This window comes from Peptococcus simiae, from assembly GCF_046097595.1.
GTDB lineage: Bacteria > Bacillota > Peptococcia > Peptococcales > Peptococcaceae > Peptococcus > Peptococcus simiae.
This window is the reverse complement of sequence record NZ_JBJUVG010000002.1, coordinates 75,732-102,116: the sequence shown is the minus strand read 5'-3', so window position 1 is coordinate 102,116 and position 26,385 is coordinate 75,732. Positions and strand designations below refer to the sequence as shown.

General features: G+C 51.7%; 33 protein-coding genes and 1 riboswitch. Of the genes, 5 read left to right on the top strand and 28 right to left on the bottom strand.

All coding sequences use genetic code 11. From position 1 onward, the window contains the following. Positions 1-15: 15 nt before the first annotated feature. From deoC to ligA, 5 genes are read right to left on the bottom strand one after another with little or no spacing between them, the layout of a single operon-like run. Entirely contained in the window at positions 16-675 is a 660-nt protein-coding gene (gene deoC, locus ACKQTC_RS01970; RefSeq protein WP_408976755.1) for a deoxyribose-phosphate aldolase, read from the bottom strand. Further along, complete coding sequence (gatB, locus tag ACKQTC_RS01965) at positions 668-2,113, bottom strand: Asp-tRNA(Asn)/Glu-tRNA(Gln) amidotransferase subunit GatB (protein ID WP_408976754.1); 1,446 nt, start codon at positions 2,111-2,113, stop codon at positions 668-670. Before gatB ends, deoC begins: the two co-directional genes overlap by 8 nt. Beyond that, positions 2,110-3,543 (bottom strand): Asp-tRNA(Asn)/Glu-tRNA(Gln) amidotransferase subunit GatA, encoded by a 1,434-nt coding sequence (gatA, locus tag ACKQTC_RS01960; protein WP_408976753.1) that lies wholly within the window; start codon positions 3,541-3,543, stop codon positions 2,110-2,112. The genes gatB and gatA overlap by 4 nt, the downstream gene beginning before the upstream one ends. Before the next feature lie 8 nt (positions 3,544-3,551). Then, positions 3,552-3,833 carry an Asp-tRNA(Asn)/Glu-tRNA(Gln) amidotransferase subunit GatC gene (gatC, locus tag ACKQTC_RS01955; protein ID WP_408976752.1) on the bottom strand — a complete coding sequence of 94 codons (282 nt, stop codon included), beginning with the start codon at positions 3,831-3,833 and terminating at the stop codon, positions 3,552-3,554. Positions 3,834-3,867: 34 nt separating this feature from the next. Continuing rightward, the gene (gene ligA, locus ACKQTC_RS01950) at positions 3,868-5,862 is read right to left on the bottom strand and encodes an NAD-dependent DNA ligase LigA (RefSeq protein WP_408976751.1); all 1,995 of its coding nucleotides are present in this window, start codon (positions 5,860-5,862) and stop codon (positions 3,868-3,870) included. 128 nt (positions 5,863-5,990) lie between these two features. After that, positions 5,991-6,106: riboswitch (FMN riboswitch) on the top strand. Positions 6,107-6,176: 70 nt separating this feature from the next. Here ligA and ribD point away from each other — a divergent pair. Genes ribD through ribH form a run of 4 tightly spaced genes read left to right on the top strand, consistent with a single transcriptional unit; the run spans position 6,177 to position 9,645 of the window. Then, positions 6,177-7,298, top strand: a complete 1,122-nt coding sequence (gene ribD / locus ACKQTC_RS01945) for a bifunctional diaminohydroxyphosphoribosylaminopyrimidine deaminase/5-amino-6-(5-phosphoribosylamino)uracil reductase RibD (protein WP_408976750.1) — start codon at positions 6,177-6,179, stop codon at positions 7,296-7,298. Continuing rightward, positions 7,283-7,945 (top strand): riboflavin synthase, encoded by a 663-nt coding sequence (locus ACKQTC_RS01940; RefSeq protein ID WP_408976749.1) that lies wholly within the window; start codon positions 7,283-7,285, stop codon positions 7,943-7,945. The genes ribD and ACKQTC_RS01940 overlap by 16 nt, the downstream gene beginning before the upstream one ends. A 17-nt stretch (positions 7,946-7,962) precedes the next feature. Further along, positions 7,963-9,174 (top strand): bifunctional 3,4-dihydroxy-2-butanone-4-phosphate synthase/GTP cyclohydrolase II, encoded by a 1,212-nt coding sequence (locus ACKQTC_RS01935; protein ID WP_408976748.1) that lies wholly within the window; start codon positions 7,963-7,965, stop codon positions 9,172-9,174. A 9-nt stretch (positions 9,175-9,183) separates the two neighbouring features. Then, a complete protein-coding gene (gene ribH, locus ACKQTC_RS01930) occupies positions 9,184-9,645 on the top strand; it encodes a 6,7-dimethyl-8-ribityllumazine synthase (protein ID WP_408976747.1) in 462 nt (153 codons plus the stop codon). An 87-nt stretch (positions 9,646-9,732) separates the two neighbouring features. On the opposite strand, the gene trmD is transcribed toward ribH, so the two are convergent. The 8 genes from trmD to ACKQTC_RS01890 all read right to left on the bottom strand — a co-directional run bounded on the left by trmD (position 9,733) and on the right by ACKQTC_RS01890 (position 14,334). After that, complete coding sequence (gene trmD, locus ACKQTC_RS01925) at positions 9,733-10,473, bottom strand: tRNA (guanosine(37)-N1)-methyltransferase TrmD (protein ID WP_408976746.1); 741 nt, start codon at positions 10,471-10,473, stop codon at positions 9,733-9,735. Between the two features lie 4 nt (positions 10,474-10,477). After that, positions 10,478-10,981 (bottom strand): ribosome maturation factor RimM, encoded by a 504-nt coding sequence (gene rimM / locus ACKQTC_RS01920; RefSeq protein ID WP_408976745.1) that lies wholly within the window; start codon positions 10,979-10,981, stop codon positions 10,478-10,480. After that, complete coding sequence (locus ACKQTC_RS01915) at positions 10,974-11,396, bottom strand: YlqD family protein (RefSeq protein WP_408976744.1); 423 nt, start codon at positions 11,394-11,396, stop codon at positions 10,974-10,976. Before ACKQTC_RS01915 ends, rimM begins: the two co-directional genes overlap by 8 nt. Positions 11,397-11,448: 52 nt before the next feature. Further along, positions 11,449-11,679: a KH domain-containing protein gene (locus ACKQTC_RS01910; RefSeq protein ID WP_408976743.1), complete on the bottom strand. Its 231-nt coding sequence runs from the start codon at positions 11,677-11,679 to the stop codon at positions 11,449-11,451. Positions 11,680-11,691: 12 nt separating this feature from the next. Next, positions 11,692-11,943: a 30S ribosomal protein S16 gene (gene rpsP / locus ACKQTC_RS01905; protein WP_408976742.1), complete on the bottom strand. Its 252-nt coding sequence runs from the start codon at positions 11,941-11,943 to the stop codon at positions 11,692-11,694. 23 nt (positions 11,944-11,966) lie between these two features. Further along, positions 11,967-13,313 (bottom strand): signal recognition particle protein, encoded by a 1,347-nt coding sequence (gene ffh, locus ACKQTC_RS01900; protein WP_408976741.1) that lies wholly within the window; start codon positions 13,311-13,313, stop codon positions 11,967-11,969. Beyond that, on the bottom strand, positions 13,303-13,668 hold the full coding sequence (gene ylxM / locus ACKQTC_RS01895; RefSeq protein WP_408976740.1) for a YlxM family DNA-binding protein: 366 nt from the start codon (positions 13,666-13,668) through the stop codon (positions 13,303-13,305). The genes ffh and ylxM overlap by 11 nt, the downstream gene beginning before the upstream one ends. Before the next feature lie 126 nt (positions 13,669-13,794). Then, positions 13,795-14,334 carry a dCTP deaminase/dUTPase family protein gene (locus tag ACKQTC_RS01890; protein ID WP_408976739.1) on the bottom strand — a complete coding sequence of 180 codons (540 nt, stop codon included), beginning with the start codon at positions 14,332-14,334 and terminating at the stop codon, positions 13,795-13,797. A gap of 88 nt (positions 14,335-14,422) precedes the next feature. Here ACKQTC_RS01890 and ACKQTC_RS01885 point away from each other — a divergent pair, with 88 nt between their 5' ends. After that, positions 14,423-15,136 (top strand): YebC/PmpR family DNA-binding transcriptional regulator, encoded by a 714-nt coding sequence (locus ACKQTC_RS01885; protein WP_408976738.1) that lies wholly within the window; start codon positions 14,423-14,425, stop codon positions 15,134-15,136. Between the two features lie 82 nt (positions 15,137-15,218). On the opposite strand, the gene ACKQTC_RS01880 is transcribed toward ACKQTC_RS01885, so the two are convergent. The 15 genes from ACKQTC_RS01880 to trxB all read right to left on the bottom strand — a co-directional run bounded on the left by ACKQTC_RS01880 (position 15,219) and on the right by trxB (position 26,299). Beyond that, a complete protein-coding gene (locus tag ACKQTC_RS01880; RefSeq protein ID WP_408976737.1) occupies positions 15,219-16,280 on the bottom strand; it encodes a 4Fe-4S dicluster domain-containing protein in 1,062 nt (353 codons plus the stop codon). After that, positions 16,277-16,987 (bottom strand): sensor histidine kinase, encoded by a 711-nt coding sequence (locus tag ACKQTC_RS01875; RefSeq protein WP_408976736.1) that lies wholly within the window; start codon positions 16,985-16,987, stop codon positions 16,277-16,279. The genes ACKQTC_RS01880 and ACKQTC_RS01875 overlap by 4 nt, the downstream gene beginning before the upstream one ends. After that, positions 16,980-17,414 (bottom strand): ferritin family protein, encoded by a 435-nt coding sequence (locus ACKQTC_RS01870; RefSeq protein WP_408976735.1) that lies wholly within the window; start codon positions 17,412-17,414, stop codon positions 16,980-16,982. Before ACKQTC_RS01870 ends, ACKQTC_RS01875 begins: the two co-directional genes overlap by 8 nt. Positions 17,415-17,427: 13 nt before the next feature. Continuing rightward, positions 17,428-17,889: a threonine/serine exporter family protein gene (locus ACKQTC_RS01865; RefSeq protein ID WP_408976734.1), complete on the bottom strand. Its 462-nt coding sequence runs from the start codon at positions 17,887-17,889 to the stop codon at positions 17,428-17,430. Further along, positions 17,886-18,704: a threonine/serine exporter family protein gene (locus tag ACKQTC_RS01860; protein WP_408976733.1), complete on the bottom strand. Its 819-nt coding sequence runs from the start codon at positions 18,702-18,704 to the stop codon at positions 17,886-17,888. The genes ACKQTC_RS01865 and ACKQTC_RS01860 overlap by 4 nt, the downstream gene beginning before the upstream one ends. Beyond that, positions 18,697-19,158, bottom strand: a complete 462-nt coding sequence (locus tag ACKQTC_RS01855; RefSeq protein ID WP_408976732.1) for a CBS domain-containing protein — start codon at positions 19,156-19,158, stop codon at positions 18,697-18,699. The genes ACKQTC_RS01860 and ACKQTC_RS01855 overlap by 8 nt, the downstream gene beginning before the upstream one ends. A gap of 47 nt (positions 19,159-19,205) precedes the next feature. Then, a complete protein-coding gene (locus ACKQTC_RS01850) occupies positions 19,206-20,102 on the bottom strand; it encodes a selenium metabolism-associated LysR family transcriptional regulator (RefSeq protein ID WP_408976731.1) in 897 nt (298 codons plus the stop codon). Next, a complete protein-coding gene (locus ACKQTC_RS01845; protein WP_408976730.1) occupies positions 20,092-21,027 on the bottom strand; it encodes a selenium metabolism-associated LysR family transcriptional regulator in 936 nt (311 codons plus the stop codon). Before ACKQTC_RS01845 ends, ACKQTC_RS01850 begins: the two co-directional genes overlap by 11 nt. Before the next feature lie 13 nt (positions 21,028-21,040). Beyond that, the gene (locus ACKQTC_RS01840; protein WP_408976729.1) at positions 21,041-21,961 is read right to left on the bottom strand and encodes an RluA family pseudouridine synthase; all 921 of its coding nucleotides are present in this window, start codon (positions 21,959-21,961) and stop codon (positions 21,041-21,043) included. Continuing rightward, complete coding sequence (lspA, locus tag ACKQTC_RS01835) at positions 21,936-22,391, bottom strand: signal peptidase II (protein ID WP_408976728.1); 456 nt, start codon at positions 22,389-22,391, stop codon at positions 21,936-21,938. The genes ACKQTC_RS01840 and lspA overlap by 26 nt, the downstream gene beginning before the upstream one ends. A gap of 4 nt (positions 22,392-22,395) precedes the next feature. Continuing rightward, positions 22,396-22,755 (bottom strand): DUF5665 domain-containing protein, encoded by a 360-nt coding sequence (locus ACKQTC_RS01830; protein ID WP_408976727.1) that lies wholly within the window; start codon positions 22,753-22,755, stop codon positions 22,396-22,398. Between the two features lie 15 nt (positions 22,756-22,770). Continuing rightward, positions 22,771-24,138, bottom strand: a complete 1,368-nt coding sequence (locus tag ACKQTC_RS01825) for a PFL family protein (protein WP_408976726.1) — start codon at positions 24,136-24,138, stop codon at positions 22,771-22,773. Between the two features lie 13 nt (positions 24,139-24,151). Further along, positions 24,152-24,436: an ACT domain-containing protein gene (locus ACKQTC_RS01820; protein WP_408976725.1), complete on the bottom strand. Its 285-nt coding sequence runs from the start codon at positions 24,434-24,436 to the stop codon at positions 24,152-24,154. A gap of 14 nt (positions 24,437-24,450) precedes the next feature. Then, entirely contained in the window at positions 24,451-24,912 is a 462-nt protein-coding gene (locus ACKQTC_RS01815; RefSeq protein WP_408976724.1) for a CBS domain-containing protein, read from the bottom strand. Positions 24,913-25,066: 154 nt separating this feature from the next. Further along, positions 25,067-26,299: a thioredoxin-disulfide reductase gene (gene trxB, locus ACKQTC_RS01810; RefSeq protein WP_408976723.1), complete on the bottom strand. Its 1,233-nt coding sequence runs from the start codon at positions 26,297-26,299 to the stop codon at positions 25,067-25,069. Between the last annotated feature and the right edge of the window lie 86 nt (positions 26,300-26,385).

Sequence of the window (26,385 nt, the reverse complement as noted above, 5' to 3'; positions counted from 1 at the left end):
AGGATTTTTTGCTGGTTACAATGACTGGCAAGCCGCCAGTAGGCGACTGGCTCCAATCCGGCTGGCACCGGCATCTAAGTAGGCCATGGCCTCTTCCAGAGATTGGATGCCCCCGGAAGCCTTGATGCCAATGGTCTCCGGTAAGGCCTGGCGCATGATTTGAACCGCCTCCAGAGAGGCCCCGGGGAAGTTAAAGCCGGTGCTGGTTTTTAGAAAGTCCACCCCACAAGGCGGTAGAATCTCACACAGCCAGCGGATCTGGTCCGGGGACAAGGCCCCTGTCTCAATGATGACCTTGAGCAAGGCCTCCGGCACCGCTTCCCGCACCTGCCGGACCTCATCTGTCAGGCGGTCCTTGTCCCGGGCTAAAATATCGCCGATGCAAACCACCATATCAATCTCATCGGCGCCCTCAGCGACAGCTGTCTTGGCCTCAAAGGCCTTGACTGCAGGGGTCTGGTAGCCATTGGGAAAGCCGATGACGGTACAGATTTTGTTCTTTCCTTCCAGGGCCGCCTGGGCTGCTCGAACCCGGTTGGGCGGGATGCAAACCGAGGCAACAGGAATGTCTCTGACCGCCTGAAAGAAGGCCTGGTAGTCTGCCGCACCGGCCTGGGGCTTCAAGAGGGTATGGTCTAGGGCAGACAGGATAGCGGCCTTGTCTAGCTTAAGCATTGTCCAAAACCTCTGTTAGGAGCTGGTTTACCAAGCCAGGGTTGGCCTGGCCCTTGGTTTCCTTCATGACCTGGCCGACCAAAAAGCCTAAGGCCTTCTTTTTTCCGGCCTTATAGTCTTCGACAGACTTGGGATTGGCCGCTACAATGTCCCGGATAAGGGGTTCTAAAGAGCCCGTATCGGAAATTTGCTTCAACCCTTCTCTTTCTACGATATCAGCCGGGCTGTCACCGGTTTCAAAGGCCTTAACAAAGACATCCTTAGCGATTTTACCACTAATGGATCCGTCCTTAATGAGGTTTAAGAGGTCGACCAGCTGGGCCGGTTGGAACTGGCTATCGGCCAGCTGGATTCCATCGGTATTAAGCTTGGCGGCAATATCCCCCAAAAGCCAGTTGGCAACCGGTTGGGCTTCTCCATAGGCCTTCCAGGCCGCTTCAAAGAAGTCTGCCAGGTAGCGGTCTTCGGCTAAGAGGCCAGCATCTGCTTCAGAAAGGCCGGCTTCGGTCACAAAACGTTGGCGGCGGCTCCGGGGCAGCTCAGGGATTTCCGCCCGTAAGCGATCGATATCCTCATCTGTAACGATAACCGGGGGAAGGTCCGCATCTGGGAAATAGCGGTAGTCATCAGCATTTTCCTTGCTCCGGAGGGAGTGGGTTACCCCCTTGGCATCGTCCCAGGTCCGGGTTTCGAGTTTCACCTCTTCGCCGTCATCCAGGAGGTCACTTTGACGGTCAATTTCATGGGCAATAGCCCGTTCAACGGCCCGGAAAGAGTTGAGGTTCTTGATTTCAGCCCGGGTCCCGAAGGCTTCCTGGCCGACCGGTCGCAAGGAGATATTAACGTCACACCGTAAGGACCCCTCCTCCATTTTAGCGTCACTGACACCGATATAGGTAATAATGGCCTTTAATTCTTCCAAGTAGGCCCTGGCCTCTGCAGCGGACCGCATATCCGGCTCGGAAACGATTTCAATTAAGGGGACACCGGCCCGGTTATAGTCGGCCAGGGAACTGTTGGAGGCGGTAATGCTGGCCCCCTGGTGGATAAGTTTCCCGGCATCTTCTTCCATATGGATCCGGGTCATGCCGATGCGTTTTTCCTGGCCATCTACAGTAATATCAACATAGCCATGTTCAGCAATGGGCTCATCAAACTGGGAAATCTGGTAGGCCTTGGTCAGGTCCGGATAAAAGTAGTTTTTCCGGTCGAACTTGCTAAACTTATTAATGGTACAGTTGGTTGCCAGGCCGGCTAAAATGGCATAATGGAGAACCTGCTTATTTAAAACCGGCAGGGTCCCGGGCAGGCCTAAGCAAACCGGGCAGGTATGGGTATTGGGTTCCCCACCGAAAGCGGTGGTACACCCACAGAAAATTTTTGTTTTTGTCTTCAGCTCTACGTGGACTTCTAAGCCGATTACCGGTTCGTATCTCATTGAGCCACCTCCGTCGTTTGACCTTCCAATGCAGCAGCAAAGCTAATGAGGGTGCTGTCGCCACGCACATCGCCAATGAGCTGCAAGCCTATGGGCAGGCCGTCTAATTCGCCAAAGGGCATCGATAACCCCGGTAAGCCGGCTAAATTCACCGGACAGGTCAGGAGGTCCTGCCGGTAGGCATCTACAGCATCCAGGTGTTCCCCAAGGGCCGGGGCCACCTGGATGGCGGTCGGCGTCAATAAGACATCATAGGTCTTAAAGAGGTCCTTAAAGGCATTTTGGATGAGCCGGCGAACCCGGAGGGCCTTGAGGTAAAAGGCATCATAATAGCCGGCACTCAAGGCATAGGTCCCGAGCATAATCCGCCGCTTGACTTCATCGCCAAAGCCGTCATGTCTGGTTTCTTTGAACATGGAAACCACGTCCTTGCCTTCAACCCGCAAGCCGTAGCGGACACCGTCGAACCGGGCTAGGTTAGAGGAGGCCTCAGCGGTTGCGATGAGGTAGTAGGTCGGAATAGAGGCTTCCAGGTAGTCCAGGTGGCAGGTTTCCACTTCTGCCCCCAGGCTTTCATATATCTTAGCGGCTTCCTGAACGGCCTCACGAATGGCCGGGTTGGTGACCGCATCCAGCATTTCCTGGGGAATACCAATCTTTTTGCCCTTGATATCCGCCTGGAGGGCAGCCAGATAGTCCGGCCGGTCTTCCGGCAGGCAGTTGCTGTCCCGGTCATCATAGCCGGCAATGACAGACAGGAGGATAGCCAGGTCAGCGACAGAATGGCCCATTGGCCCTATTTGGTCCAGGGAAGACCCGAAGGCCACGCAGCCATAGCGGGAAACCACCCCGTAGGTCGGCTTAATCCCGTAAATACCACAGTAGGAAGCCGGCTGACGGATAGACCCCCCGGTGTCACTGCCCAGGGCTACCGGTACCATGTCCGCAGCAATGGCGGCAGCGGAGCCGCCGCTGGACCCGCCCGGTACCCGGCCTTGATTGATGGGGTTCAGGGTTGGGCCAAAATAAGAGGTCTCGGTGGTTGCCCCCATGGCAAATTCATCCATATTGGTTTTACCAATGATGATGGCGTCCTCAGCAAGGAGACGGTCAACGACATGGGCGTTAAAAATAGGTTCATAGTTTTCGAGCATTTTAGAGGCACAGGTCGTACGTAAGCCCCGGGTGCTCAGGTTGTCCTTTAAGGCAATGGGCACCCCGGCCAAGCGGCCAAGGTCTTTGCCCTGCGCCCGTTTTTCATCTAATTTTTTTGCTTGCTCAAGGACTTGTGTCTCATCCACAGTAATAAAGGCATTGATGGTCTTGTCCACTTCCTTGATGCGGTTTAAGTAGGCTGTCGCAATATCCACAGCACTTTCCTGTCCGGAAACAAAGGCCTCGCGCACAGAGGCGACTGTATGTTTATGCATATTTCCTCCTATACAATCTTGGGCACTTGAAACATGCCTGCTGCCACTTCAGGCCCATTGGCCAGGGCTTCTTCCCGGGGCAAGCTGTCTTGAACTTCATCTTCCCTGTAAACATTGGACAGTTCTAAAACGTGATTTAAGGGAGGGACGCCTTCGGTATCAATGGTGGTTAAGATATCCATCATATCAATGATCATATCCAATTGTTTTAATTGGTCCTCGATTTCCGCTTCGCTGAAGGACAGCCGCGCCAAGTGCGCAATGTGTTCAACGGTTTCTTTAGTTAGCATCTCGCATCTCCTATTCCTCTTACTAATCTATGGTTTATTGATGAAGGAGGTCAAGGACCCCTGCCTGGTCGAGCACAGGTATACCCAGGGCCTGGGCCTTATCCAATTTTGAGCCGGCTTCTTCACCGGCAACGACATAGTCGGTCTTCTTGCTCACAGACCCAGTAACCTTAGCCCCTTCCTTTTCCAGGAGGGCCTTCATCTCATTTCTTGAATAGTCCGGAAGGATCCCGGTTAAAACAAAGGTTTTACCCGTCAGCCGCCCTTCCACTTCCTCTTGCGCCTGAACTTGGTAGCTGACGCCGGCTGCCTTTAGGTCGGCCAAGAGCTTTTGGTTGGCCTCATCTTCAAAGTAGCCGACAACCGCTTCGGCAATCCCGGGACCAATGCCGTCAATGGCCAGGAGTTCTTCTTCCCTGGCTTCTTGAAAGGCATCCAGGTCCTGTAAGTGGCGCACTAATATTTGGCTGACATTTAAGCCCACTAGGGGAATACCCAGGGCGTAAATAAAGCGGTCAAAGGGCCTGGATTTCGCTTCTTCCAAGGCCTTGAGTAAATTATCCGCCCGTTTATCCCCCATCCGATCCAGGGGAAGCAGGTCTTCTTTGCTGAGCTGGAATAAGTCTGCAGCGGTATGAATCAGGTCTGCTTCATAAAGCTGCCGAATCAAGGACGGCCCCAAGCCATCGATATCCAGGGCATCTCTGGCAGCCATGTGCAGGATGCCGGCCTGGATTTGAGCCGGACAACCCAATCGGTTAGGGCAACGCCAGACGGCCTCCCCTTCTATGCGGATGAGGTGGGACTGGCAGGATGGGCAGGTCTGGGGAAATTGGTAGGGTGCACTGGCTGCCGGACGTTTTTCCGGCAAGACCTGGACCACTTCCGGGATGACATCGCCGGCTTTTTGGATAAGAACGCTATCCCCCACCCGGACATCCTTGGCCTGGATAAAGTCCTCATTATGGAGGGTGGCCCGGCTAACGACGGAACCGGCCACCAGGGTCGGTTCAAGCTCAGCAACCGGCGTGACTGCACCTGTCCGTCCCACCTGGGTTGTGATGGCGGTGATTCGCGTTTCCTGCTGCTCAGCCGGAAACTTATAGGCAATGGCCCAGCGGGGCGTCTTGGCCCGGACACTTAAGGCCGATCGGTCAGCCAAGTTGTCCACCTTGACGACAATCCCGTCAATATCATAGGGGATTTGGTCCCGGTCGGCGGTTATCTTCTGAACCGCTTGGCAAACGGCCTCTATGCCCTCGCAATGGTAGGCTTCCACCGGCCGCAAGCCCCAGGACCGGATGGCGGCCAGGACTTCGGCCTGGCTGGAAAAAGAGGCACTGCTGGCGAGGATATCATAAAAACGCAGGGCTAAGGGACGGGCAGCGGCCACCTTGGGGTCAAGCTGCCGGACAGACCCTGCTGCTGCATTCCGGGCATTGGCAAATAAGGGCAGGTCTGCCGCCTGACGCTTGTCATTGAGGGCCAGGAAGTCTTTTTTGGGCAGGTAGACCTCTCCCCGGACCACCAGCTGGCCAACAGGCTCATTAAGCCGCAGGGGCACGCTCTTGATGGTTTTTATGTTATCCGTCACCACTTCGCCAATTTGACCGTTGCCCCGGGTGGCTCCCATGACCAGGAGGCCATCTCGGTAGGTCAGAGCCATGGAGAGACCATCAATCTTGTATTCAACACTGTAGGCCACCCGGTCTTTACCCAGACTCCGGCGGACCTGGCTGTCAAACGTGTATAAGTCTTCCTCTGAAAAGGCATTGGCCAGGCTTAGCAGGGGCACCTGGTGAACGACAGTCTCAAAGCCTTCTGCCACTGCACCCCCAACCCGCTGGCTGGGCGAATCAGGCTGGACCCAATCCGGGTGCGCTGCTTCAATAGCAAGTAGGGTTTGGTAAAGGCCGTCATACGTGCTATCACTAACTTCCGGCTGATCCAAAACATAGTAACAATATTCATAATGGCGGAGTTTTTGGATAAGCGCCATCATATCTTCTTTGCTGCTGTATTCAGCCATCCGATCACCTGTCTTTCCGTTTTATTTTACCTTGACCGTCTCACCACGTCAACGCTTGCCCCCCGGAAGGTCTCTTTTGCAGACTTGACAGGTGCATATGAAAGGACTATGATATGATTAATAATTGAATAATTCTTCAGGGCAGGGTGAAATTCCCGACCGGCGGTAAAGCCCGCGAGCACTTTGGTGCTGATTCGTTGTAAGTACGAAGCCGACAGTAAAGTCTGGATGAAAGAAGAGTTCCTCAAAAGCGATGCTTATTGAGTCCATTTCAGTGTGCCCTGACCGGGCACACTTTTTTTATTGGAGGGCCTATGAATGATCGTTTGATGATGACCCGCGCCTTACACCTAGCCAGCCGGGGCGCCGGGCAAGTGGCACCCAACCCCATGGTGGGTTGTGTAATTGCTAAGGATGGCAAAATTCTTGCCGAGGGTTGGCATAAAAAGTACGGCGGTCCCCATGCCGAACGCGAGGCCTTGGCCGCTGCCGGCGACCAGGACCTGCGCGGGGCCACTTGCTTTGTCACCCTGGAGCCCTGTAGCCATACCGGGAAAACACCCCCCTGTACGGAAGCCCTTATCGCCGCCGGCATTAGCCGGGTGGTTATCGCCACTAGAGACCCCAACCCGGTCGCCAAGGGCGGGGCCGAAATCCTATTAGAGGCCGGCTTAAAGGTAGATATCGGCCTCATGCGGACAGAGGCAGAAAAATTAAATGAAGCCTTCTTCTACTGTCTAAAGACCGGCCTTCCCCTGGTCCGCTGGAAGGTAGCCGCTACAGCTGATGGCTGTGTGGCACCGGCCCCGGACAGTCAGGACCGGAAGATATCCGGGACTGAAGCGGACAAATGGGTCCAAGACCTCCGTCACCGAGTAGGAGCCATTATGGTCGGTGCCGGTACTGTCCGGAAAGATGACCCCCGCCTAACCGACCGGTCCGGCATCAGTCCTGCAGCCCCCTTGCTTCGCGTCATTGTGGGCCATGATGGCCAGGCCCTGGCAGGTAGTCAGATTTTGAAGACTGCCCGCGACCTACCGACTATCTTTGCCTGTGCCGGGCCGTCCAGCTATTTAGACAAGCTGGACCAGGCCGGGATAGAGGTCTGGCATTGGCCGGACCAGGCTGATGTTCCCTTAGTAGACCTCTGTCGCCGCTTGTCTGAAAGAGGCATTGATGAAATCCTCCTGGAAGGTGGGGCCCACCTGGCTGCCGCCATGCTGAAGGCCCGCTTAATCCATACCTTCCAGCTGATTTTAGCCCCGAAGCTCTTAGGCCAGACGGCCCTCAACCAGGCTATCTTACAAGAAACAGGCTGTACCGGTCCCTCTACCGCCTACCAACTTATCCAACCGGAGCTTGCCCTCTTAGGTGACGATGTACTCTATACCGCTACCCTCAGCTATAAGGAGGTAGACCCATGTTCACCGGATTAATCGACCGCACCGGAATCCTCCAGGCCCTGGAGCCGACGGCATCCGGCTTGGAGCTGACCATCTTAGCCAGCCCACCCTACGACCAGTTGGTCTTAGGCGAAAGCATTGCTGTCAATGGCATGTGCCTGACCGTCACAAAAATAAAAGGCCATGCCTTTTCCGCAGATGTGAGCCGGGAAAGCATCCACCGGTCGAATATCGCCCAACTCAGCCGTGGCGATGCCGTCAACCTGGAACGGGCCATGGCCATGGGCGGTCGCTTTGGCGGCCATATTGTGAGCGGCCACCTGGACGGAACCGGCCAAATCGTAGCGATTGTCCCAGATGGCCAAGTTAAACTTTTTAGCCTGGATATCGGTTCCGACATGACCCGCTGGGTCGTTGAAAAAGGGTCTATTGCCATTGACGGCATCAGCCTTACCCTAGCCAAGGTCGAAGGGACCATTATCACCATCGCTGTCATCCCCCACAGCCTCCAAGCCACCACCCTGGAAAAGGCTACAATCGGGCAAACAGTGAACATTGAGTGTGACATCCTGGCCAAGTATGTCGAAAAAATGCTGGCCGGAAACACCAGCGATGCCCAGCCCGATGCCCCCGCTGACCAAATTGACCTCGACTTTCTCGCCCAACACGGCTACCTATAAAGTAAAGGAGCATGACTATGCACGCATTCAATACCGTAGAAGAAGCCTTACAGCGCCTGCGCGATGGCGGCATCATCATCGTAACAGATGACCCGGACCGGGAAAATGAAGGCGATATGATTTGTGCCGCCGAATTTGCCAGCACTGAAAATGTCAATATGATGGCCTCCATCGCCAAGGGGCTCATCTGTATGCCCATGAGCAGTGAATTTGGCGAAAAGCTGGGCCTGTCCCAGATGGTCACCAAAAATACCGATAACCATGAAACGGCTTTTACCGTATCCATTGACCATGTCGATACAAGCACCGGCATTTCTGCCGTGGAAAGGGGCTATACCGCCCGCCAGTGTATTGATCCCAAGGCCAAGCCCGAGGACTTCCGCCGGCCGGGCCATATGTTTCCCCTCATTGCCAAGGACCGGGGTGTCTTTGAACGGCAGGGGCACACCGAGGCCACCGTTGACCTCCTACGTCTGGCCGGTCTGGATGCCTGCGGCCTCTGCTGTGAAATTATGAATGACGATGGCACCATGATGCGGACCAGCGACCTCCACCAGGTGGCCCAAAAGTACGACATGCCCTTCATCACTATCAAGGACCTCCTCCACTACCGGAAGGTCAACGAGGTCATCATTGAGCAAGTGGCCAAGGCGAAAATGCCCACCCGGTATGGTGACTTCACCATTTACGGCTATATTAACCTCATTAACGGCGAGCACCATGTGGCCCTGGTCAAAGGCGACGTCACCGATGGCCAACCGGTTCTCTGCCGGGTCCATTCCGAATGCCTGACCGGTGATGCCCTAGGCAGCCGCCGGTGTGATTGCGGCGAGCAATACGACGCCGCCATGAAGGCCATTGCCAAAGAAGGCCGGGGCATCCTCCTCTACTTGCGCCAAGAAGGCCGCGGCATTGGCTTGATCAATAAAATAAAGGCCTACGCCCTCCAGGACCAAGGCTATGACACCATTGAAGCCAATAATATGCTGGGCTTTCCGGATGATATGCGGGATTACAGCGTAGGGGCCCAAATCCTGCGGGACCTCGGCGCCAAGCAGCTGCGGATTATGACCAATAACCCCCAAAAGGTTTACGACCTCAAGGCCTATGGCATGGAAATTGTCGAAAGGGTCCCCATCCAAATGCCCATACATGATGCGGATGCCTGCTACTTAAGAACCAAGCAAGAAAAAATGAACCACTGGCTCAACTACGATACCACAAACTAGGAGGATATTATGCGTATTATCAACGGTCACTTAGTCGGTCAAGACGAAAAAATCGCCATTGTCGCTTCCCGTTTTAATGAGCTCATCGTCAATAAATTAATTGGCGGGGCTGAAGACGCCCTAACCCGTCACGGCATTGCCAGCGACCAGATTGACTTATTCTGGGTGCCCGGGGCCTTTGAAATCCCCTCTGTCGCCCAGCGAGTTGCCTTAAGCGACAAGTATGATGCTGTTATTTGCCTCGGTGCTGTCATTCGCGGGGCCACCCCCCACTTTGACTATGTCTGTGCAGAAGTTTCCAAGGGGATTGCCGCCCTATCCATGACAGCCAAGTGCCCGGTCATGTTTGGGGTCCTGACAACCGACTCCATCGCCCAGGCCATTGAACGGGCCGGGAGCAAGGCCGGCAACAAGGGTTACGATGCAGCGGTCGGCGCCCTGGAAATGATGGATTTATACAAGCAAATCTAAACTAGATATTGAGCCAGCACCAATTAATAAATAAACAAATACCCCGGCACCTGTCCCTGAGGACAAACTGCCGGGGTATACTTATCTCTACTCATTCGAGCCTTCTTCATCTTGAACCGCCTGCAGGAGGGCCTCTTCTTCAGCTGAAAAAGGGTAGCCCTCCAGCAAGTCCGGCCGCCGCTGCCAGGTCCGGCGAAGGGCTTCTTTTTTTTGCCAACGCCGGATATTGGCATGGTGGCCGGACAGGAGAACTTCAGGCACCTCCATCCCCCGGTAGTCTCTTGGCTTGGTATACTGGGGATATTCCAGGAGCCCCTGGAAAAAAGAGTCCTCTTCATAGGAGGCCTGCTCCTTGATGACCCCGGGGATCAGCCGGGCAATGGTGTCAATCATAACCATGGCCGGCAACTCGCCACCGGTCAGAACATAGTCACCAATGGAATACTCACTGTCCACAAAATGGCGAATCCGCTCATCAAAGCCCTCGTAGTGGCCACAAACAAAGGCCAGGTCCTCCCGCTTGGATAAACGGACGGCATCTGCCTGGCTAAAGGGCTTACCCTGGGGTGATAAGAGGATGACCTCACTATTGGCGGAATCCGGCGCATGGTCTTCCAGGGCATCGACCAGGGGCTGGGGCATTAAAACCATCCCCTGGCCGCCGCCATAGGGGGTATCATCCACATGCCGGTGTTTATCCAGGGCATAGTCCCTGAAGTTCACAACTTCTATAGAAAGGATCCCCTTATCACAGGCCTTACCTAAAAGACTGGCGGTTAGGGGACCTTCAAACATTTCAGGGAATAAGGAAAAAATGCGTATCTTCATCGGCCTAGTCCCTCAAGCCCTTGGGCAGGTCAACGTCCATCCGGCCGGCGGCCAAGTCCACCTGGCGAACCACTTCTTTTAAAGCCGGCACATAGATGACCTCCTCTGCCCCCTGGACCACATAAACATCATTGGCGCCGGGCTGGAGAACTTCTTTGACCTGGCCCAGGTGCTCATCATCCTGGTAGACATCCAGGCCAATTAAGTCCTCGATATAAAAGCGGTCCGGCGGCAGAGGACGCCTTAAGGCCAAAGGAATATGGCACTCGTAGCCCTTCAGTAGTTCAGCCGCCGTCCGGTCTTCTACATCAGCCAAGACAAGGAGGACGCTACCCTTATGGTAGCGGACCTGGTCAATGGCATGGGTCATGCTGCGGTTACCCTTGGTCAGGATGATTTCCTCCAGGTCCGAAAACCGGTGAGGGTCATCACAGAGGGGCTGAATTTTCAGCTCCCCCTGGACCCCATGGGCCCCCTGGATCCGTCCAATCAAGATTGTCTTAGCCATTGATTTGACGGATTTTGACAACGATATCATCTTTAACGACGATTTCACGGTTTAAGTTGAGGTTGAAGGCCTCCCCTTCGACCAGTTCAGTGACAAAGTTACCTTCCCCGGCGGTCACTTCTTCCCCTTCTTGGAGGGCATCTACCGCTGCCTTGCTGGCTTCCATTTGCTCGCGGTAAACGGCAATTTTTTGACGTTCCATATTAAATTGCTGACGCAGTTGTTCTACTTGGGGGTGGGCTTTGAGGGTGAGCTCCGTCATGGTCTTGTCCATTTGCTTGTCAAAGTTGGCGAGCTCGTCATCAATTTGCTTGATTTGCTCATCCACTTCAGCCAGGGCCTTATCCTTATAAGCCTGGGTAACGACTTGCTTGTAAGTCACTTTGCCCATAACGGTTAATTTATTTGCGTCCATAGGAATCTCCTTTCTAAAAAATCCGGAATCCCAACGGGCTTCCGGATTCAAGTTATTCTACAATTTCTACGTAAACTTTTTTATGCATACGGGCGCCGACTGCTTTGAGCACTGTGCGCAAAGCATTGGCAATCCGGCCTTGTTTACCGATAATCTTGCCCATATCTTCGCTAGCGACCTGTACAGTCACCTGAACAGTGGTATCGTTTTCTTCTATAGAGACGTCCACCTTATCTGGTTGATCAACCAGTGCTTGCACCAGGTGTTTGACCAGTGCTTCCATGGCTCCCACTCCTTAAGCGTTTTTCTTAACGCCAACTTTTTTAAATAAGCTACGTACGGTGTCAGACGGTTGTGCACCGGTGGAAAGCCATTTTTGTGCTTTCTCAGCGTCAACTTTAATGTCAGCGGGGTTCTTGTTGGGGTCATAATAACCGATTTCTTCGATGAAGCGACCGTCACGCGGTGCCCGGCTATCAGCTACAACAATACGATAAAAAGGTTTCTTTTTAGCGCCCATCCGTTTTAATCTGATTTTTGTTGCCATTCCTACTCACCTCCTATGCGAGATTACAGGCCGAAAAAGGGCAGGCGTTTCTTTTTGCCGCCTTTGCCGCCGGCCATTTGGGTTAATTGTTTCATCATGGTTTGCGATTGGTCAAATTGCTTTAAGAGCCGGTTAACGTCTTGGACGCGGACACCGGCGCCGGCTGCAATACGTTTGCGGCGACTCCCATTGATAATCTTGGGGTTCTGCCGCTCAGCCTTGGTCATGGAAAGGATGACAGCCTTGCTCCGATCCATTTCTCTGGCGTCAATTTTAACATTTTTCAAGGCCTTTTTATTGAGGCCGGGGACCATTTCTAAAATAGAGTCCATATCGCCCATCTGTTGCATTTGGGCCATCTGGTCCAGGTAGTCATCCAAGGTAAAGGATTGGTTGATGATCCGCTCTTGGATTTTCTTGGCCTGGTCTTCGTCAAAGGCCTCCTGGGCCTTATCGATGAGGGTCAAGACATCCCCCATGCCCAGGATCCGATTAGCCATTCGGTCCGGATGGAAGGGCTCAAGAGCATCCAGCTTTTCCCCCATCCCGATGAACTTAATCGGACAGCCGGTGACTTCTTTAACAGAAAGGGCTGCGCCCCCGCGGGTGTCGCCGTCCAGTTTGGTCAGAACCAGGCCGCTAATGCCCAGGGTTGCGTTAAATCCCTCTGCGACGCTGACGGCGTCTTGCCCGGTCATGGCATCGATGACCAGGAGAATTTCCGTCGGCTCTACCTCCTCTTGGATGGCAGAGAGTTCGCCCATCAGGGCTTCATCAATATGGAGGCGCCCGGCGGTATCCAGAATGACAATGTCATTATTATGGTTACCGGCATGGACAAGGGCTCTTTGTGCAATTTCTACCGGGTTTTCATCAGTTCCCTCAGAGTAAACAGGAATCTCCAATTGTTCGCCCAGGACTTCTAATTGTTTAACCGCTGCCGGACGGTAAACGTCACAGGCCACGAGGAGGGGCCGTTTCTTCAGCTTATCCCGCAGGTAGCGGGCTAATTTCCCGGAGGTAGTGGTTTTACCGGACCCCTGTAAACCGACCATCATAATGACCGTTGGCGGTTTAGAGGCAATCTTCAGCTTTTCCTGCTCCCCGCCCATCAATTGGGTCAGCTCGTCATGGACAATTTTGACCACCTGTTGGCCCGGGGTCAGGCTTTCCATGACCTCGCTCCCTAAGGCCCGGTCTTTAATGTGGGCCACAAAAGATTTGACCACTTTATAGTTGACGTCTGCTTCCAGCAAGGCCAAGCGCACTTCTTTTAGGACTTCTTTTAAGTCGGCTTCGCTGATTTTACCCTTGCCGGTAATTTTTGCAAAAACATCCTGCAGGCGGTCTGCTAATCCGTCAAATGCCATCGTTTTGGCCCCCTTTCAAAATTGAAAGTATCTCCATTGCCTCATCCAGGTGCTTGCGATCACCTGCTGCCAACCCTTCAACCAGCTCTTGGAGCCGGTTGAAATAAGCTTGTTGCAAGCCCTCTTTTTTGGCCAGTCCCAGCTTATCTTCATATTCATCAAGTAGCCCTTCTACCCGTTGGAGGGTATTGTGGACCGCCTGACGAGAGGTTTGGGTGGTTTCGGCAATTTCGGCTAATGAAAGGTCTTCTTCATTGTATAAAGCAAAAACATGTCGTTGATGCTTGGTTAATAAATTGGAATATAAATCAAATAACTGTGTGATATAAGTCAAATGGCCTAGACTTTCACGCATACTATCACCTGTCAATCCATTCTCCTTGACACCTTTGGTATGATAACAAGGATCCCGGCAGCTGTCAAGCTTTTTTCCTTGTCAGCTCCCTTTATTTTGATAGAAATTGAGGTAGCAGCTAAACCACTACAAGCCCGCGCCCTGGCTACCGTCCTGGCCACTTGGTGCCTGGTCGGTACTGCCCAAACCGCCCAGCCGCTGGCCGGTCTCGGCCTGGTCATCATCACAAAGGAGGTAGGGCATAAAGATGCCCTGCATAAAGCGGTCCCCGGCTGCCAGGGTCAAGACTTTCCCCTCCTTGCTGTCATTGGTCAGCGTAGCCTGGATGTGGCCTTCATTTAAGGCGCCATAGTAGTCACTGTCTATGACCCCGATGGTATTGGCCAGTTGCAGCCGGTAGCGGGTCCCCAAGCCGCTCCGGGGCATCAGTAAAAGAACGACCCCGGCCGGCATCCGGACCCGGATACCGGTCGGGATACAGATACTCTCCCCTGGCGCCAGGATCAGGTCAGCAGGTAGGTAAAAGTCATAGCCGGCGCTGCCTGCCGTTGCCCGCTTGGGCAAGTGAATCTGGTCATACACCTGCTCTAGGGCCTCCCTGTCTTCTTGTTGATCTACCCAGTCGGCTACAAACTGCTTTTGACTCACTTTTTCAAATACAATCATATTTTCACTCCAGACCTCGCTTTTCTTGAAAGATGCATATCAACCTGCTATAATTTTACTGCTAGTTTAATAAGAAAAGGGGATTTTAATGGGTCGTATACATAACATCGAAGGAAAGAAGAATAAAATGGACAGCCAAAGGTCTGCCAGTTTTACCAAACATGCGCGCAACATCAGCGTTGCTGCCCGCATGGGTGGTGGTGACCCGGCTTATAACGCAACCCTGAAGTTAGCCATTGATAAGGCCAAAGCTGATAATATGCCTAATGATAACATACAGCGGGCCATAAAAAAAGGAACCGGCGATACCGATTCCGATAACTATGAGCACATCACCTATGAAGGTTACGGCCCCGGCGGTGTTGCGGTGATGATTGACTGTCTGACCGATAATAAAAACCGAACCGCCGGTAATGTCCGCCACCTGCTGGATAAGAATGGCGGTAACCTTGGGACCAATGGCTGTGTTGCCTTTTTATTTGAACGCAAGGGGGCCATCGGCATCGACCGGGCTGAAACAGCCCTTGGCGAAGAAGAACTGATGGACTTGGTCTTAGAAGCCGGCGCAGAAGACTTCATTGTCGAAGCCGACCACTATGAAGTCATCACCGGTCCGGAAGATTTTTCGGCTGTCTTAGAAGCCTGCCGGGAAGCCGGCGCCTCAGTTATCACCAGTGATATCAGCATGCTCCCGATGACCGTCGTTAAAACCGAAGAAGACATCGCTGCCAAGGTCGCCAAACTGGTCAATGATCTGGAAGCCGATGACGATGTCCAAAATGTCTATACCAACGCTGAATAAATGCTCCTAAAGCGCCAACGGCGCTCAAGTCAACCATCTACTATAAATAAAGGCCCAGCTTTTAGCTGGGCCTTTATTTATCTTATACTTGACCGGGCCTTTGACGGGCCCGACAAAAGCGACAAATAGGTGGGTCCTGGAGCGGTAACTCATGAAAGATCTCGCCACAATGCTTGCAGACCTGGCCCCGCACTGCAGCTAAGGAACGCCAGGCCGGCGCCGCGATATCCTCAATCTTTAAGGGGGCTTGCCAGTGCAACCCGTCAACAGGACAAAGATCCTGGCAGAGATGGCATTGGCTACATAAGACAGGGGCATGGAGCAAATGAGCCTCCCCTTCCGCCTCATCAAGGCGGAGGGCCCCATGGGGACAGACCTGACTGCAGGCGCCGCAAAACTGACAGGCTGTAGCCCCCAGGGACCGATAGGGCAATTCCTGGTCTAAGGGCAGGTCTTCTGCCTCTTGAAAGGGTTTAATGAGCAGGCTCCGCCTAGGCAACCGCCTTTCACCATCCTGGGCCACATACCGGGCCAGTTGGAGCTGCCACTCCTTTTTCCCTGTCTCCTGGAAGTACTGGAAGCCATCTGCTATAAAGGCCCGCCGGCTCCTCTTGCGGTCAAAGAACTGGTTCAAAGCGGCCGGGTCCCGAATAATCACCAGCCGGTCCCGATGAGGAATGGCCAGGCGGTCCAGGCGGACAGTCAGGCTTTCCGGAGACCAATCATTGACACAAGTTGCGCAGGCTTCTTGGTCGACATAGAGGACCAGCTGGTCCATTTTCCCAAGAAGAGGCGCCAGCCACTCCGGCTCTAGCTGGGTAAAGCAGGAAATTCGTCCGTCAACCCGGGCTTCGCCTGGATCATGGGTGCAACCAATAACAATCCGGTCCTTTTTGTTCACATAATCGGCCACGAGAAAGGCATCCAGGGTAAAGACCCGCTCAGGGCAATCCCGGACACAGCGGCCACAAGCTCGACAACTTTGCACCAGGGGACCTTCTTCTGTGAGCCGGATCCCCCGCTCCGGACAGATGTCGGCACATAGGGAGCAGCTGGCCTGGGGCGAACTGGCGCGGACACAGAGAGAAGGGCTAACCTTGATTTCGCCGACGAGTTTATTCAAGCCCCAGTCGATGAGCTTCATAATTCATCCGCTTCCTTTGGTAGGTAAATGGTAAAGGTGGAACCTTCCCCAAGGGTGCTGGTAGCCGTTAATTGGCCGCCATGGGCTTCTACAATAGACTTAGCGATCCAAAGGCCTAGACCAGCGCCATGGCCTTCTTTCTCAACGTTTTTGCTGGCTGTATCAAAGGCCTTAAAAATATGGCCAAGCTGGTCAGGGGTCATCCCGGACCCAGTATCCTGAATATCCAAGCAGATCCCTTCAGCCAGGTCCCGGATGGATAAGGTAATAGACCCACCAGGCGGGGTAAACTTAAAGGCATTATCAACAATATTGACCAGGACCTGGCGAAACTTATTCGGGTCCAGGTCGACCTGGGTCCCCTTAGGGATGTCGTTCACCAGCTGAACCCCGGTATCCTGCATCCGCAGCTCAAACTGCCCCTGGATTTCCAGCCCCATCAGGTAAAGGTCTGTAGGGGCTAGTGCCAGATCCAACTGGTCGCTGGAAATCCGGGCCCAGTCCAAGAGTTGGTTGATGGTCTCTAGTAAGGCATCTGATTCGCGCATGATTTTTTTCGTATAAATGCGCTGCTTAGGATTCAGGTCACCGGCAACTTCCCGGTCCAATAATTCCGCAAAGCCTTTAATAATATTTAAGGGAGTCCGTAACTCGTGGCCGATTTCCGCCACATAATAAACCCATTCATCCGCCTTGGACTTATGCATATCCGGCCTCCATAATATCCACTGCATGGGCCTTGATGATTTCGGTCAAATCTTCATAATGGCCCTTCTCTTCCTCGTAAATGCGCTTTAATATAGCTCTGTCATCGTCTTTTTCGACCATATTCAATAAAGTTTCGTAATAAAAAACCGCCGCTTCTTCCTTGGCCAGGTAGGTGACCATAAAGGCCATGAGGCCTTCAGAAAAATCGGGCGGCTCAGATGGGGATGCACAGACCAGGTCAGGAGCCAGCCGCCCTAGCAGGGCCGACAGATAGCTGGCATGACTCAATTCTTCCTGGGCATACTGGATAAACTGTAGTTTCAAATCAAGCCGACTGATTTCCTGTGCCATACATACGAAGGCATCTGCTGATTCCAGTTCATCCAGCAGGCCACGACACAGGACTTGAACAAGCTCGTTACTCATAAATCCTCCGCTACTATCTCATTTTAGGCCGGATATCTGATTTGATGTGCTGCTTTAAAAGCGGCAGCCGGCGCAGTTTAAATATACGTACGGTTGAGGATACCAGGATAAAGGCTAGGGCAATACAGCCACAAGCAACCAAGGAATCGGTTGCATAGCCCATCGATACAGAAATATTCCCGGCGATAAAGTTTTCTATGGCCCGGTAGACCCCGGCCCCCGGCACAATGGGCAAGACCCCGACAATGAGGTAGACCATCACCGGCACCTTGGTCAGTCTGGCCATAACCTCGGCATAAATGGCTAAGGCGATGGAAGCCGTAAAGAAGTCAAAGGCTTCACCGGCAATGACATTCAGGTCAAAAGCCAATTTACCAAGGGCACCACCTAAGGCGGTCCAAAATAACAGCCGCCCCCGCAAATTATATAAAAGGGCAAAGCCTAAGCTGGAAAAAAAAGCGAATACATAAATCATGTTAACCACTTCCACCCTTCCGATACGACCCAGTAGCCTACCGTACTCCCGATGGCAATCGCACAACCGACCAAGAGGCATTCAATACCTGCCACCATACCGGCGAGGAGGTCTCGGGCAATGACGTCACGAATGGCTGTCGTAAAGGCTACCCCGGGAACGAGAATCATCAGGGTTCCGGTAATGATTTTCCCCAATTGTAGGCCGGGGATAAATAAGGAACAGCCGGTAACAACTGTGGTGTGAATAAAACTGGCCACAACGGTGACAAAAAAGCTATTGGCATGGAAACGTTCCATCTGGATGCAAAGGGCCTTGGCCAGAAGTACGGCAGTCATCCCAATGACGGCATCCAGAAAGCTCCCCCCAAAAAAGAGAGTAAAGGCAAAGCCCACCATTGCCGCTGCAAAAAGCTGCATGGGGAAGCCATATACGGGGCGATTGCGGATTTCCTTAATTCGTTTGTCGATATCTGCTAGGGATGGTTTTTCTGCGCAGATGTGGCGGACATAGTCATTGACCTCACAAACGATATCATAATTGGTTGCCCGAGCGTAGACCCTCTTGGTTTTCGTCACCGTCGCCTGCTCAGGCGTTTCCATGGAAATAATAATGAGGTTTGGAATAGCAAAAACATCCGTCGTTGCGATGCCATAGGCATTTAAGATCCTCTGCATGGATTCTTCCACCCGGTATATTTCCGCCCCATTGGTCAAGAGCAGGACACCCAGTTTAATGGTAAGACTCAAAAGCTGGTGGTAGGCGATTTCAGGGTGGACTTTAACCTGCTCTTTTGCTTGCAGCAGTTCAGTCATTATCTTCCCCTAGGTAGGTAGCCCGAATAATATCTTGGCGGGTAACAATGCCCAAGAGTTCATCCTCTTCATTAACAATCGGTAGACGGTTAATTTTTTTGCTCAGCATCACCTGAGCCAGTTCGGAGACATCCGCATACTCAGGCAAGGTGATTGGCTCGGAAGACATCAGCTCTTCCACCTTACCGGCTGTGATGACCTTGATCTCTTCCTTGATTTCCCGTTGATTAATGGGAAAGGCACTGTCTAAAAACATTAAATATAAGGGTTTTTGCAGCGGTCTTTGCTGCTTCACTAAGTCCCCTTCTGTGATAACCCCAACTAAGCGCTTTTGGCTATCAACAACCGGGGCCCCGCTAATATTATGCCGGATAAAGATTTCCGCCACTTCCTTCAAATCCATAGCCGGTGACACTGTAATCACATCTTTGGTCATAATATCTTTTGCTAACATGGTGACAACCCCCTTACAAGTGAAGTATGTCAGGTAAGAAAACAGGCTTAAAAGAAATGCTCTGTTTTCAAAAAGCGTAAGAATTCTTCATTGGCCTGGGTTTTAAATTTCTTTTTATGGTAGACAATCCGGAACCGCCGCTTGAATTCGTCTTCTTTTAACGTAGTCATAGACAGAGTCCCTGCCTTTAACTCGTTCTTGATAGCCCAGCGGGAGAGGATGGTGAAGCCATGGCCTATTTTAACCGCTGTCTTAAGGGCTGTCGTGCTGCCCAAACGCATGATCACGTTTAAATTATTGGCGGAAAAACCGGCCAGCTTCAAGTGGTGCTCAATTTCCGCCCGGGTACCGGACCCCTTTTCTCTGGAAATAAAGGGGTACTTGTCGAGTTCAAAGACGGAAATACTGTCCAACTTGGCCCAAGGGTGGTCCGGGCTGGTGATGACGACCAATTCATCATCTAAAAAGGGGATGGATTCCAAGTCTTTACCGACAGGAGGCCCTTCAACAAGGCCCACATCGAGGGTGGTCCCATGGATGGCCATTTCTATTTCATCTGAATTGGATACATCTAGGGAAAGGGTCACCTTGGGGTGTCTCTTTTTAAAGGTCCCCAGGATATAAGGCGCAATATACTCACCGATGGTATTGCTGGCCCCAATCCGCAAGCGGCCGATGATGCTGCTGTTTAATTCCTGCATATCCCTTTCCAGGTTCTGCTGCATATTGCTCATCTCTGTCGCAAATTTATACAGCAGCTCCCCGCTTTCTGTTAGGATAATGTTACGGCTGACCCGGTCAAATAACCGGGTGCTGTAGTGTTCTTCCAGCATTTGAATCTGAAAGCTAACCGCCGGCTGAGTCAAAAAGAGGGCCTTGGCTGCCTTAGAAAAACTTTTCTTTTCAACAACCATTAAAAAGACCCGAATGCTGTCATTTAACATGCTCCACCTCCTCCGTGCTCCCTAAAATTTGCTCTACATTGGCTTGGGCCAGGTACTGGATAAAGTGGCTGCAAGCCTCTGATTCAAAGTGGCTTTCATTCAGCAGGATATTGAAGCGGCGGGGCATGGGCACTTCCTTAATCCGGACAATAGAGGCCAGGTCCGCTTGAACCAGGTCTTGAACAGCCCACTTACTCATAACAGAAATCCCCAGGCCACCAATAATGGCTGATTTAATGGCAGTAATATTGCCGATTTCCATAATGATATTCAGGGATTCAATGTCAAACTCCGCATCAATCAAGGCCTGTTCAAAGATAAGCCGGCTGCCGGAACCCGGTTCACGGATAATAAAGGGCTCCCCGGTTAACTCTTCCAGGTGGACCTCTTCTTTTTCAGCCCAGGGGTGGTTTCCTGGCACAACAACCACAAGCTCATCGTCTAAAATACTTTGGAACATTAATTCCTCATGTTTGACCTGGCTTTCAACCAGCCCCACATCAAGGTACTTGGATAAAACGAGGTCTTCCACCTCTCTTGTATTATGAATTTCCAGAGTGATATCCACATCGCTATATTCTTTTTTGAAGGCGCAGATAACATGAGGCATAACATATTCGCCAACCGTCCGGCTGGCCCCAATCATCAGGGTCCCTTTCACATGACCAGTCAGTTGTTGCATCTTCCGCTCCAATTGGCTTTGCAGGTCATTCATGGAAAGGGCGTACTCTAATAAAAGTTCGCCGGCTTCCGTTAGCTTAACATGCCGGTTGACCCGGTCAAAAAGCATGGTTTGGTAGTACTGCTCCAGGGTTTGTATTTGAAAGCTAATGGCTGGCTGGGTCAGGTTGAGTGCTTTAGCGGCTTTAGAAAAGTTTTTCTTTTCGGCAACAGTAATAAATACCTTCAAGCTGTCACTTAACAAAAAGTCTCCCCCTTTAAAAATGATAATAGGAAAAATGATCCAAAAGGGCTTTTTCCATCACCCCAATCGGCGGTGCAAAGATTGTTATGAGCCGGTTCGTTTCCGGATGAGTGAACTGCAGCTCCCAACTATGTAAAGCCTGCCCCTTAAAGCCCAGGTCCGTTCTCTTCTCCCCATAGAGCCAGTCGCCCAGACAGGGATGGCCAAGATGGGCCATGTGGAGGCGCACCTGGTGGGTGCGACCCGTCCACAGACGAACCGCGGCTAAAGAGTAACCCTCACTGTAAGCCAAGCAATCGATGTCGCTGATGGCCAAGCGGCCTTCGGGCTTGATTTCACGTTTAAAGGGGTGGCCTGTAATCCGACCTATCGGCGCCTGAACCCGGTGAAAAGCAAAGGGCAGGCAACCCTCTACGATGGTTAAGTAGCGCCGTAAAAACCGGTGGGACTGAAATCCCGCGGCCAGTTTTACATGGGCTCGGTCCGTCTTGGCAACCAATAAGGCCCCAGAGGTATCCCGATCCAGCCGATGAACAATCCCCGGCCGGTAATACTCACTACCTGCCGATAGCCGGGTATGAGCGAGGAGGCCATGAACAAGCGTTGGCTCACCGTCATTGCCACTTGGGTGGACCAAGAGGCCCGCTGGTTTATTGACGACAAGAAGCTGGTCATCTTCATACAATATGTCTAAGTGCATGTCTACAGGTGTCAGGTGGATTAAAGATGGGGCCTCTACTTGAAGGTTATCCCCCTCTTGCAGGAGATGCCCGGCCTTGCTGACCGGCTGGCCATTGACAAAGACCCGGCCCTCTTTGACAGCCTTCCGGACGGAAGACCGGCTCGTGTCCAATTCAGCTGCCAGCCAAAGGTCCAGCCGAATATCCCGGCCCGCTCTCACTTTTAAGTCATGATGGTTTTGCATCGGATTCATACTTTAGAATATACACCACCATTAATCCAACACCACAAGTCACTGCAATATCCGCTACATTAAAAATCGGGAAAACATGGAAATCAAAAAAATCCGTCACCCGTCCCTTAACCAGGCGGTCAATCAAGTTGCCAAGGGCCCCGGCAATAATCAAGGCTGTGGCGCTATCCAGCCAAATAGACCGCTGACGGGCCTGGGACCGGTACCAAACCAGGACAGCCAGCAAGACAAGGGTAATCACAATAAAAAGACCCCGATTACCGGCTAAGATGCCAAAGGCCGCCCCTGGATTTTCGATATAAGTGAATGACATGACCGAAGGAATCACCGGAATGGATTCACCCAAGGCCAGCTCTTGGCGAACGACCCACTTGGTCACCTGGTCCAGGCCGATAAGAGACAGCACTGCTGCCCAAAATTTCATATTCATAGGCCTATTCAAAACTATTGACCATGGACAGGAGTTGGGCAAGCCATTCGCTAATACCTGGCAGGTTCATGGTTATGATATTTTTCAAAATCATACCGGCAATGGTCAGGACCAGGGCCAACCCGATAGTGCCCCCCAAACCTCTGGCCAGACCAATAAGGAAATTCATGAATAATAAGCGGAAAGGATGGGCAATATAACTGGCGTATTCCGCCAACCGGGCCTTGTCCATAGCAGCGATGAGCTTGTCAAACTTTTCCTGGTTCGATCCACTGTCATCGACCATATTTTGCAGCTCATCCCTTGCCTCTTGATACCGAATATCCGGCGATTCTTCGTCCTTTTTCTTGCCAAAAAAAACCACAGCAGGTCCTCCCGATTAATTATTCAGCGCATGAATGGGCGCCGGAATCCGACCGCCACGTGCGACAAAAACATCCGAGCTATAGCTGCTCACATCCATAATAGGCGCGTAGCCTAAGAGACCGCCAAATTCGACCTTGTCGCCAACGGTCTTACCCGGCACAGGAATAACCCTGACCGCAGTCGTTTTACGGTTAATCATACCGATGGCTGCTTCGTCAGCAATCATGGCTGCAATGGTCGACGCCGGGGTATCGCCAGGAATGGCGACCATATCAATGCCGACCGAGCAAACTGAGGTCATGGCCTCGAGCTTATCAAAAGATAAGGCCCCCTCTTCTGCTGCACGGATCATCCCGGCATCTTCACTGACCGGAATAAAGGCACCTGACAGGCCCCCTACATGGGAGCTGGCCATGGCACCGCCTTTTTTAACCGCGTCATTGAGCATGGCTAGGGCCGCTGTCGTCCCATGGGCCCCTACCCGTTCCAGGCCAATGGCTTCCAGGATATCCGCCACCGAATCACCGACCGCCGGCGTCGGCGCCAAGGACAAGTCAACAATCCCAAAGGGGACCCCCAGGCGGTCAGCTGCGACCCGCCCGACCATTTCGCCGCTGCGGGTAATCTTATAGGCCATCCGCTTAATGCGCTCAGCAATAGCATCAAAGCTCTCTTCTTCTCGATTCTGGAGGGCTGCCAGGACAACGCCCGGACCGCTAACCCCAACGCTTAAGACCGCTGCCCCTTCACCAATCCCGTGAAAGGCCCCGGCCATAAAGGGGTTATCTTCAACAGCGTTACAAAAGGCAACAAACTTGGCACAGCCCAAGGCTTCCCTATCCTTGGTCCGCTCAGCCGTTTCCTTGATAATATCGCCCAGGAAGGCCACTGCATCCATATTAATGCCGGCTTTGCTGGACCCTACATTGACTGAAGAGCAAACCAGGTCTGTCTCAGCCAAGGCTTCCGGAATGCTGGCAATGAGCTCCCGCTCAGCATCCGTCATCCCCTTTTGGACCAGGGCGGAAAAGCCCCCCAAAAAGTCCACACCGACGGTCTTGGCGGCACGGTCCAGGGCCTTGGCCAGGGCCACATAGTCCCGTTTATCACAGGCTTCGCCAATAATGGAGATTGGCGTTACAGACACCCTTTTATTGATAATGGGAATCCCATACTCAGCAGAAATCGCTTCACCAGTTTCCACTAAGTGTTCTGCATACCGGGTGATCTTGTCATAAATCCGGCGGGAAACATCATCCACATTTCTCGAGATACAGTCCCGCAAAGAAATACCCATGGTAATGGTGCGAATATCCAGGTTCTCCTCAGAGACCATATGGATGGTTTCAAAAATTTCTGTTGGGGTTAGGCTCAGTTTCATTGGTAGCTCCCATCTATACCCGGTGCATGAAGTTAAAAATATCTTCGTGCTGACAGGTAATTTGTGTTTTAGTTTCTTCAGCGATACCTTGCAAGGCCTCGTTTAAATCAGACAATTGGATGGTTGCTGAAGAAATATCGACGACCATAATCATAGAAAAAAAGCCGTCAATGATGGTCTGACTAATGTCCAGGATATTGACACTGTTTTTAGCGAGCTCCGTGGACACCCGGCTGATAATCCCCTGGTGGTCTTTGCCCACAACGGTAATAACCGCTTTAATGGTTTGCGTCTCCATGAATCCTCCCTAAATTAGGACAAGTGTTTCTGAACAATATAGCGGATAATATTCGACCGACTGATAACGCCAACGAGTTTGCCATCAGCTTCTACCGGTACTTTTTTGATTTTCTTCTTGCCGAGGATTCTTGCCACATCGTCAATGGCCTCGTCTTCATTGACGGTAATAGCCTTGGTTGTGGCCAATTCCATGACATTGATTTTAAGGAGGTCTTCCAGTTTTTGGTCGAAGCTTTCAATATCATACCAAACGGTGATAAAACTGGTCATATCAATAATACGAGGGTCTTGTTTGGCGATATATTTCATAATATCACCATCACTGATAAAGCCTACGATGGATTGGTTGTCATCAATAATAGGTAGCCCACTGGTCTTTTTATCGACAAGCACCCGCAGAACATCAGCAATAGTATCTTTTTCGTTAACCGTATAAACATCCGTTTCCATAATATTACGAATCGGTTCTGACATTGGTTTTCTCCCCTTTATTCAAGTAAAGCATAATTTTTACTTATAATACCGCATGTCGTCTCATTTGTCCAGTCTTAGCCTTTTATACACCTAATTTGAAGTAAATAAAACGAACACTCGCCCGAAAGCGAGTGTTTGTTTGGATATAAAATGATTATTTTAATTGGCTTGCAATGTCGCCGGCCAGGTCTAATTCGCCAGCCTTTTTACCATCTTTAATGATGATAACTGCAGCGTGTTTATTATCATTTAACTCAACACCGAACTTAGAAGCCAGGGTTTTCTTCCGGGTGTAGTCTGCTTCCATGGTCTTATAGTCTAAACCGGATTCAGCTACGACTTTGTCAACAGCATTGACTTTTTCCAAGCTGTCATCATAGTCCGGGGTCCAGAAGGAGAGTAAGAGCGGCTTGTCAGAGTTCATGATGTTTTCTTGAATATCTTTTTGCTCTTCAATGAACCGTTCAGCAGCGGTAGCAGCAGTAGCCCCATCACCGACAGCGGTTGCAATTTGCCGTAAATATTTGTCACGGACGTCACCGACAGCGTAAATCCCTTCTAGGTTAGTTTCCATCAGGTCGGTGGTCGGAATGTAGCCCCGGGAGCTGGTTTCAAGGCCGGTCCCTTCCAGGAAGGCCGTTTGCGGCACCAGGCCAACAAAGAAAAATACCCCTTGGCAAGCCAGGTCATTGATTTCACCAGTTTTAACATTTTTTACCTTAACGCCTTCAACACTGTCTTCACCATAAATGGCATCTAAAACAGAGTTCCATACGAAGTTCATTTTGGGGTGCTTAAAGGCCCGTTCAGCAGCTTGCTTGTTGCAGTCTAAGATACCTTCTTCGTGTAAAACGATAACGGTGATCTTTTCAGCAAACTTAGCGATGAACATACCTTCTTCAATGGCTTGGTCGCCGCTGCCGACAACAACAACGTGTTGGTCTTGGAAGAATTCAGCGTCACAGGTGGCGCAATAAGCAACGCCGTCACCGGTGAATTCTTTTTCACCGGGAATACCTAAAACGCGGGCTTCAGTCCCGGTTGCAATAATCACGGCTGGTGCTGTGTACTTATTTTTACGGGTTGTGAGGACCTTCATGTCATCACTAAAGTCAACGGTTTTAATGGTTTCTTTCGTAATGGTGCAGCCGAATTTTTCAGCATGGTCACGCATGATACCAGTGAGTTCAGGACCAGTGGTATCCGGGAAACCGGGATAGTTAACGATTTCGCGGGTGGTAAAGGCCCGGCCGCCAACGCTACCTTTTTCAATAATCAAGGTATTCATTTTTGCCCGGCCACCATAAATACCGGCTGCTAAACCAGCAGGACCGCCACCTAAGATGATTAAGTCATAATTTTTTTCTTCTAAGGGTTTTCTTGCCATTAAGCCTTCCTCCAAATTTAAAAATTTAAAAGATATAAAAAATATATGGATTATATTAACACTACTATTATAGCAGATAATTTTCT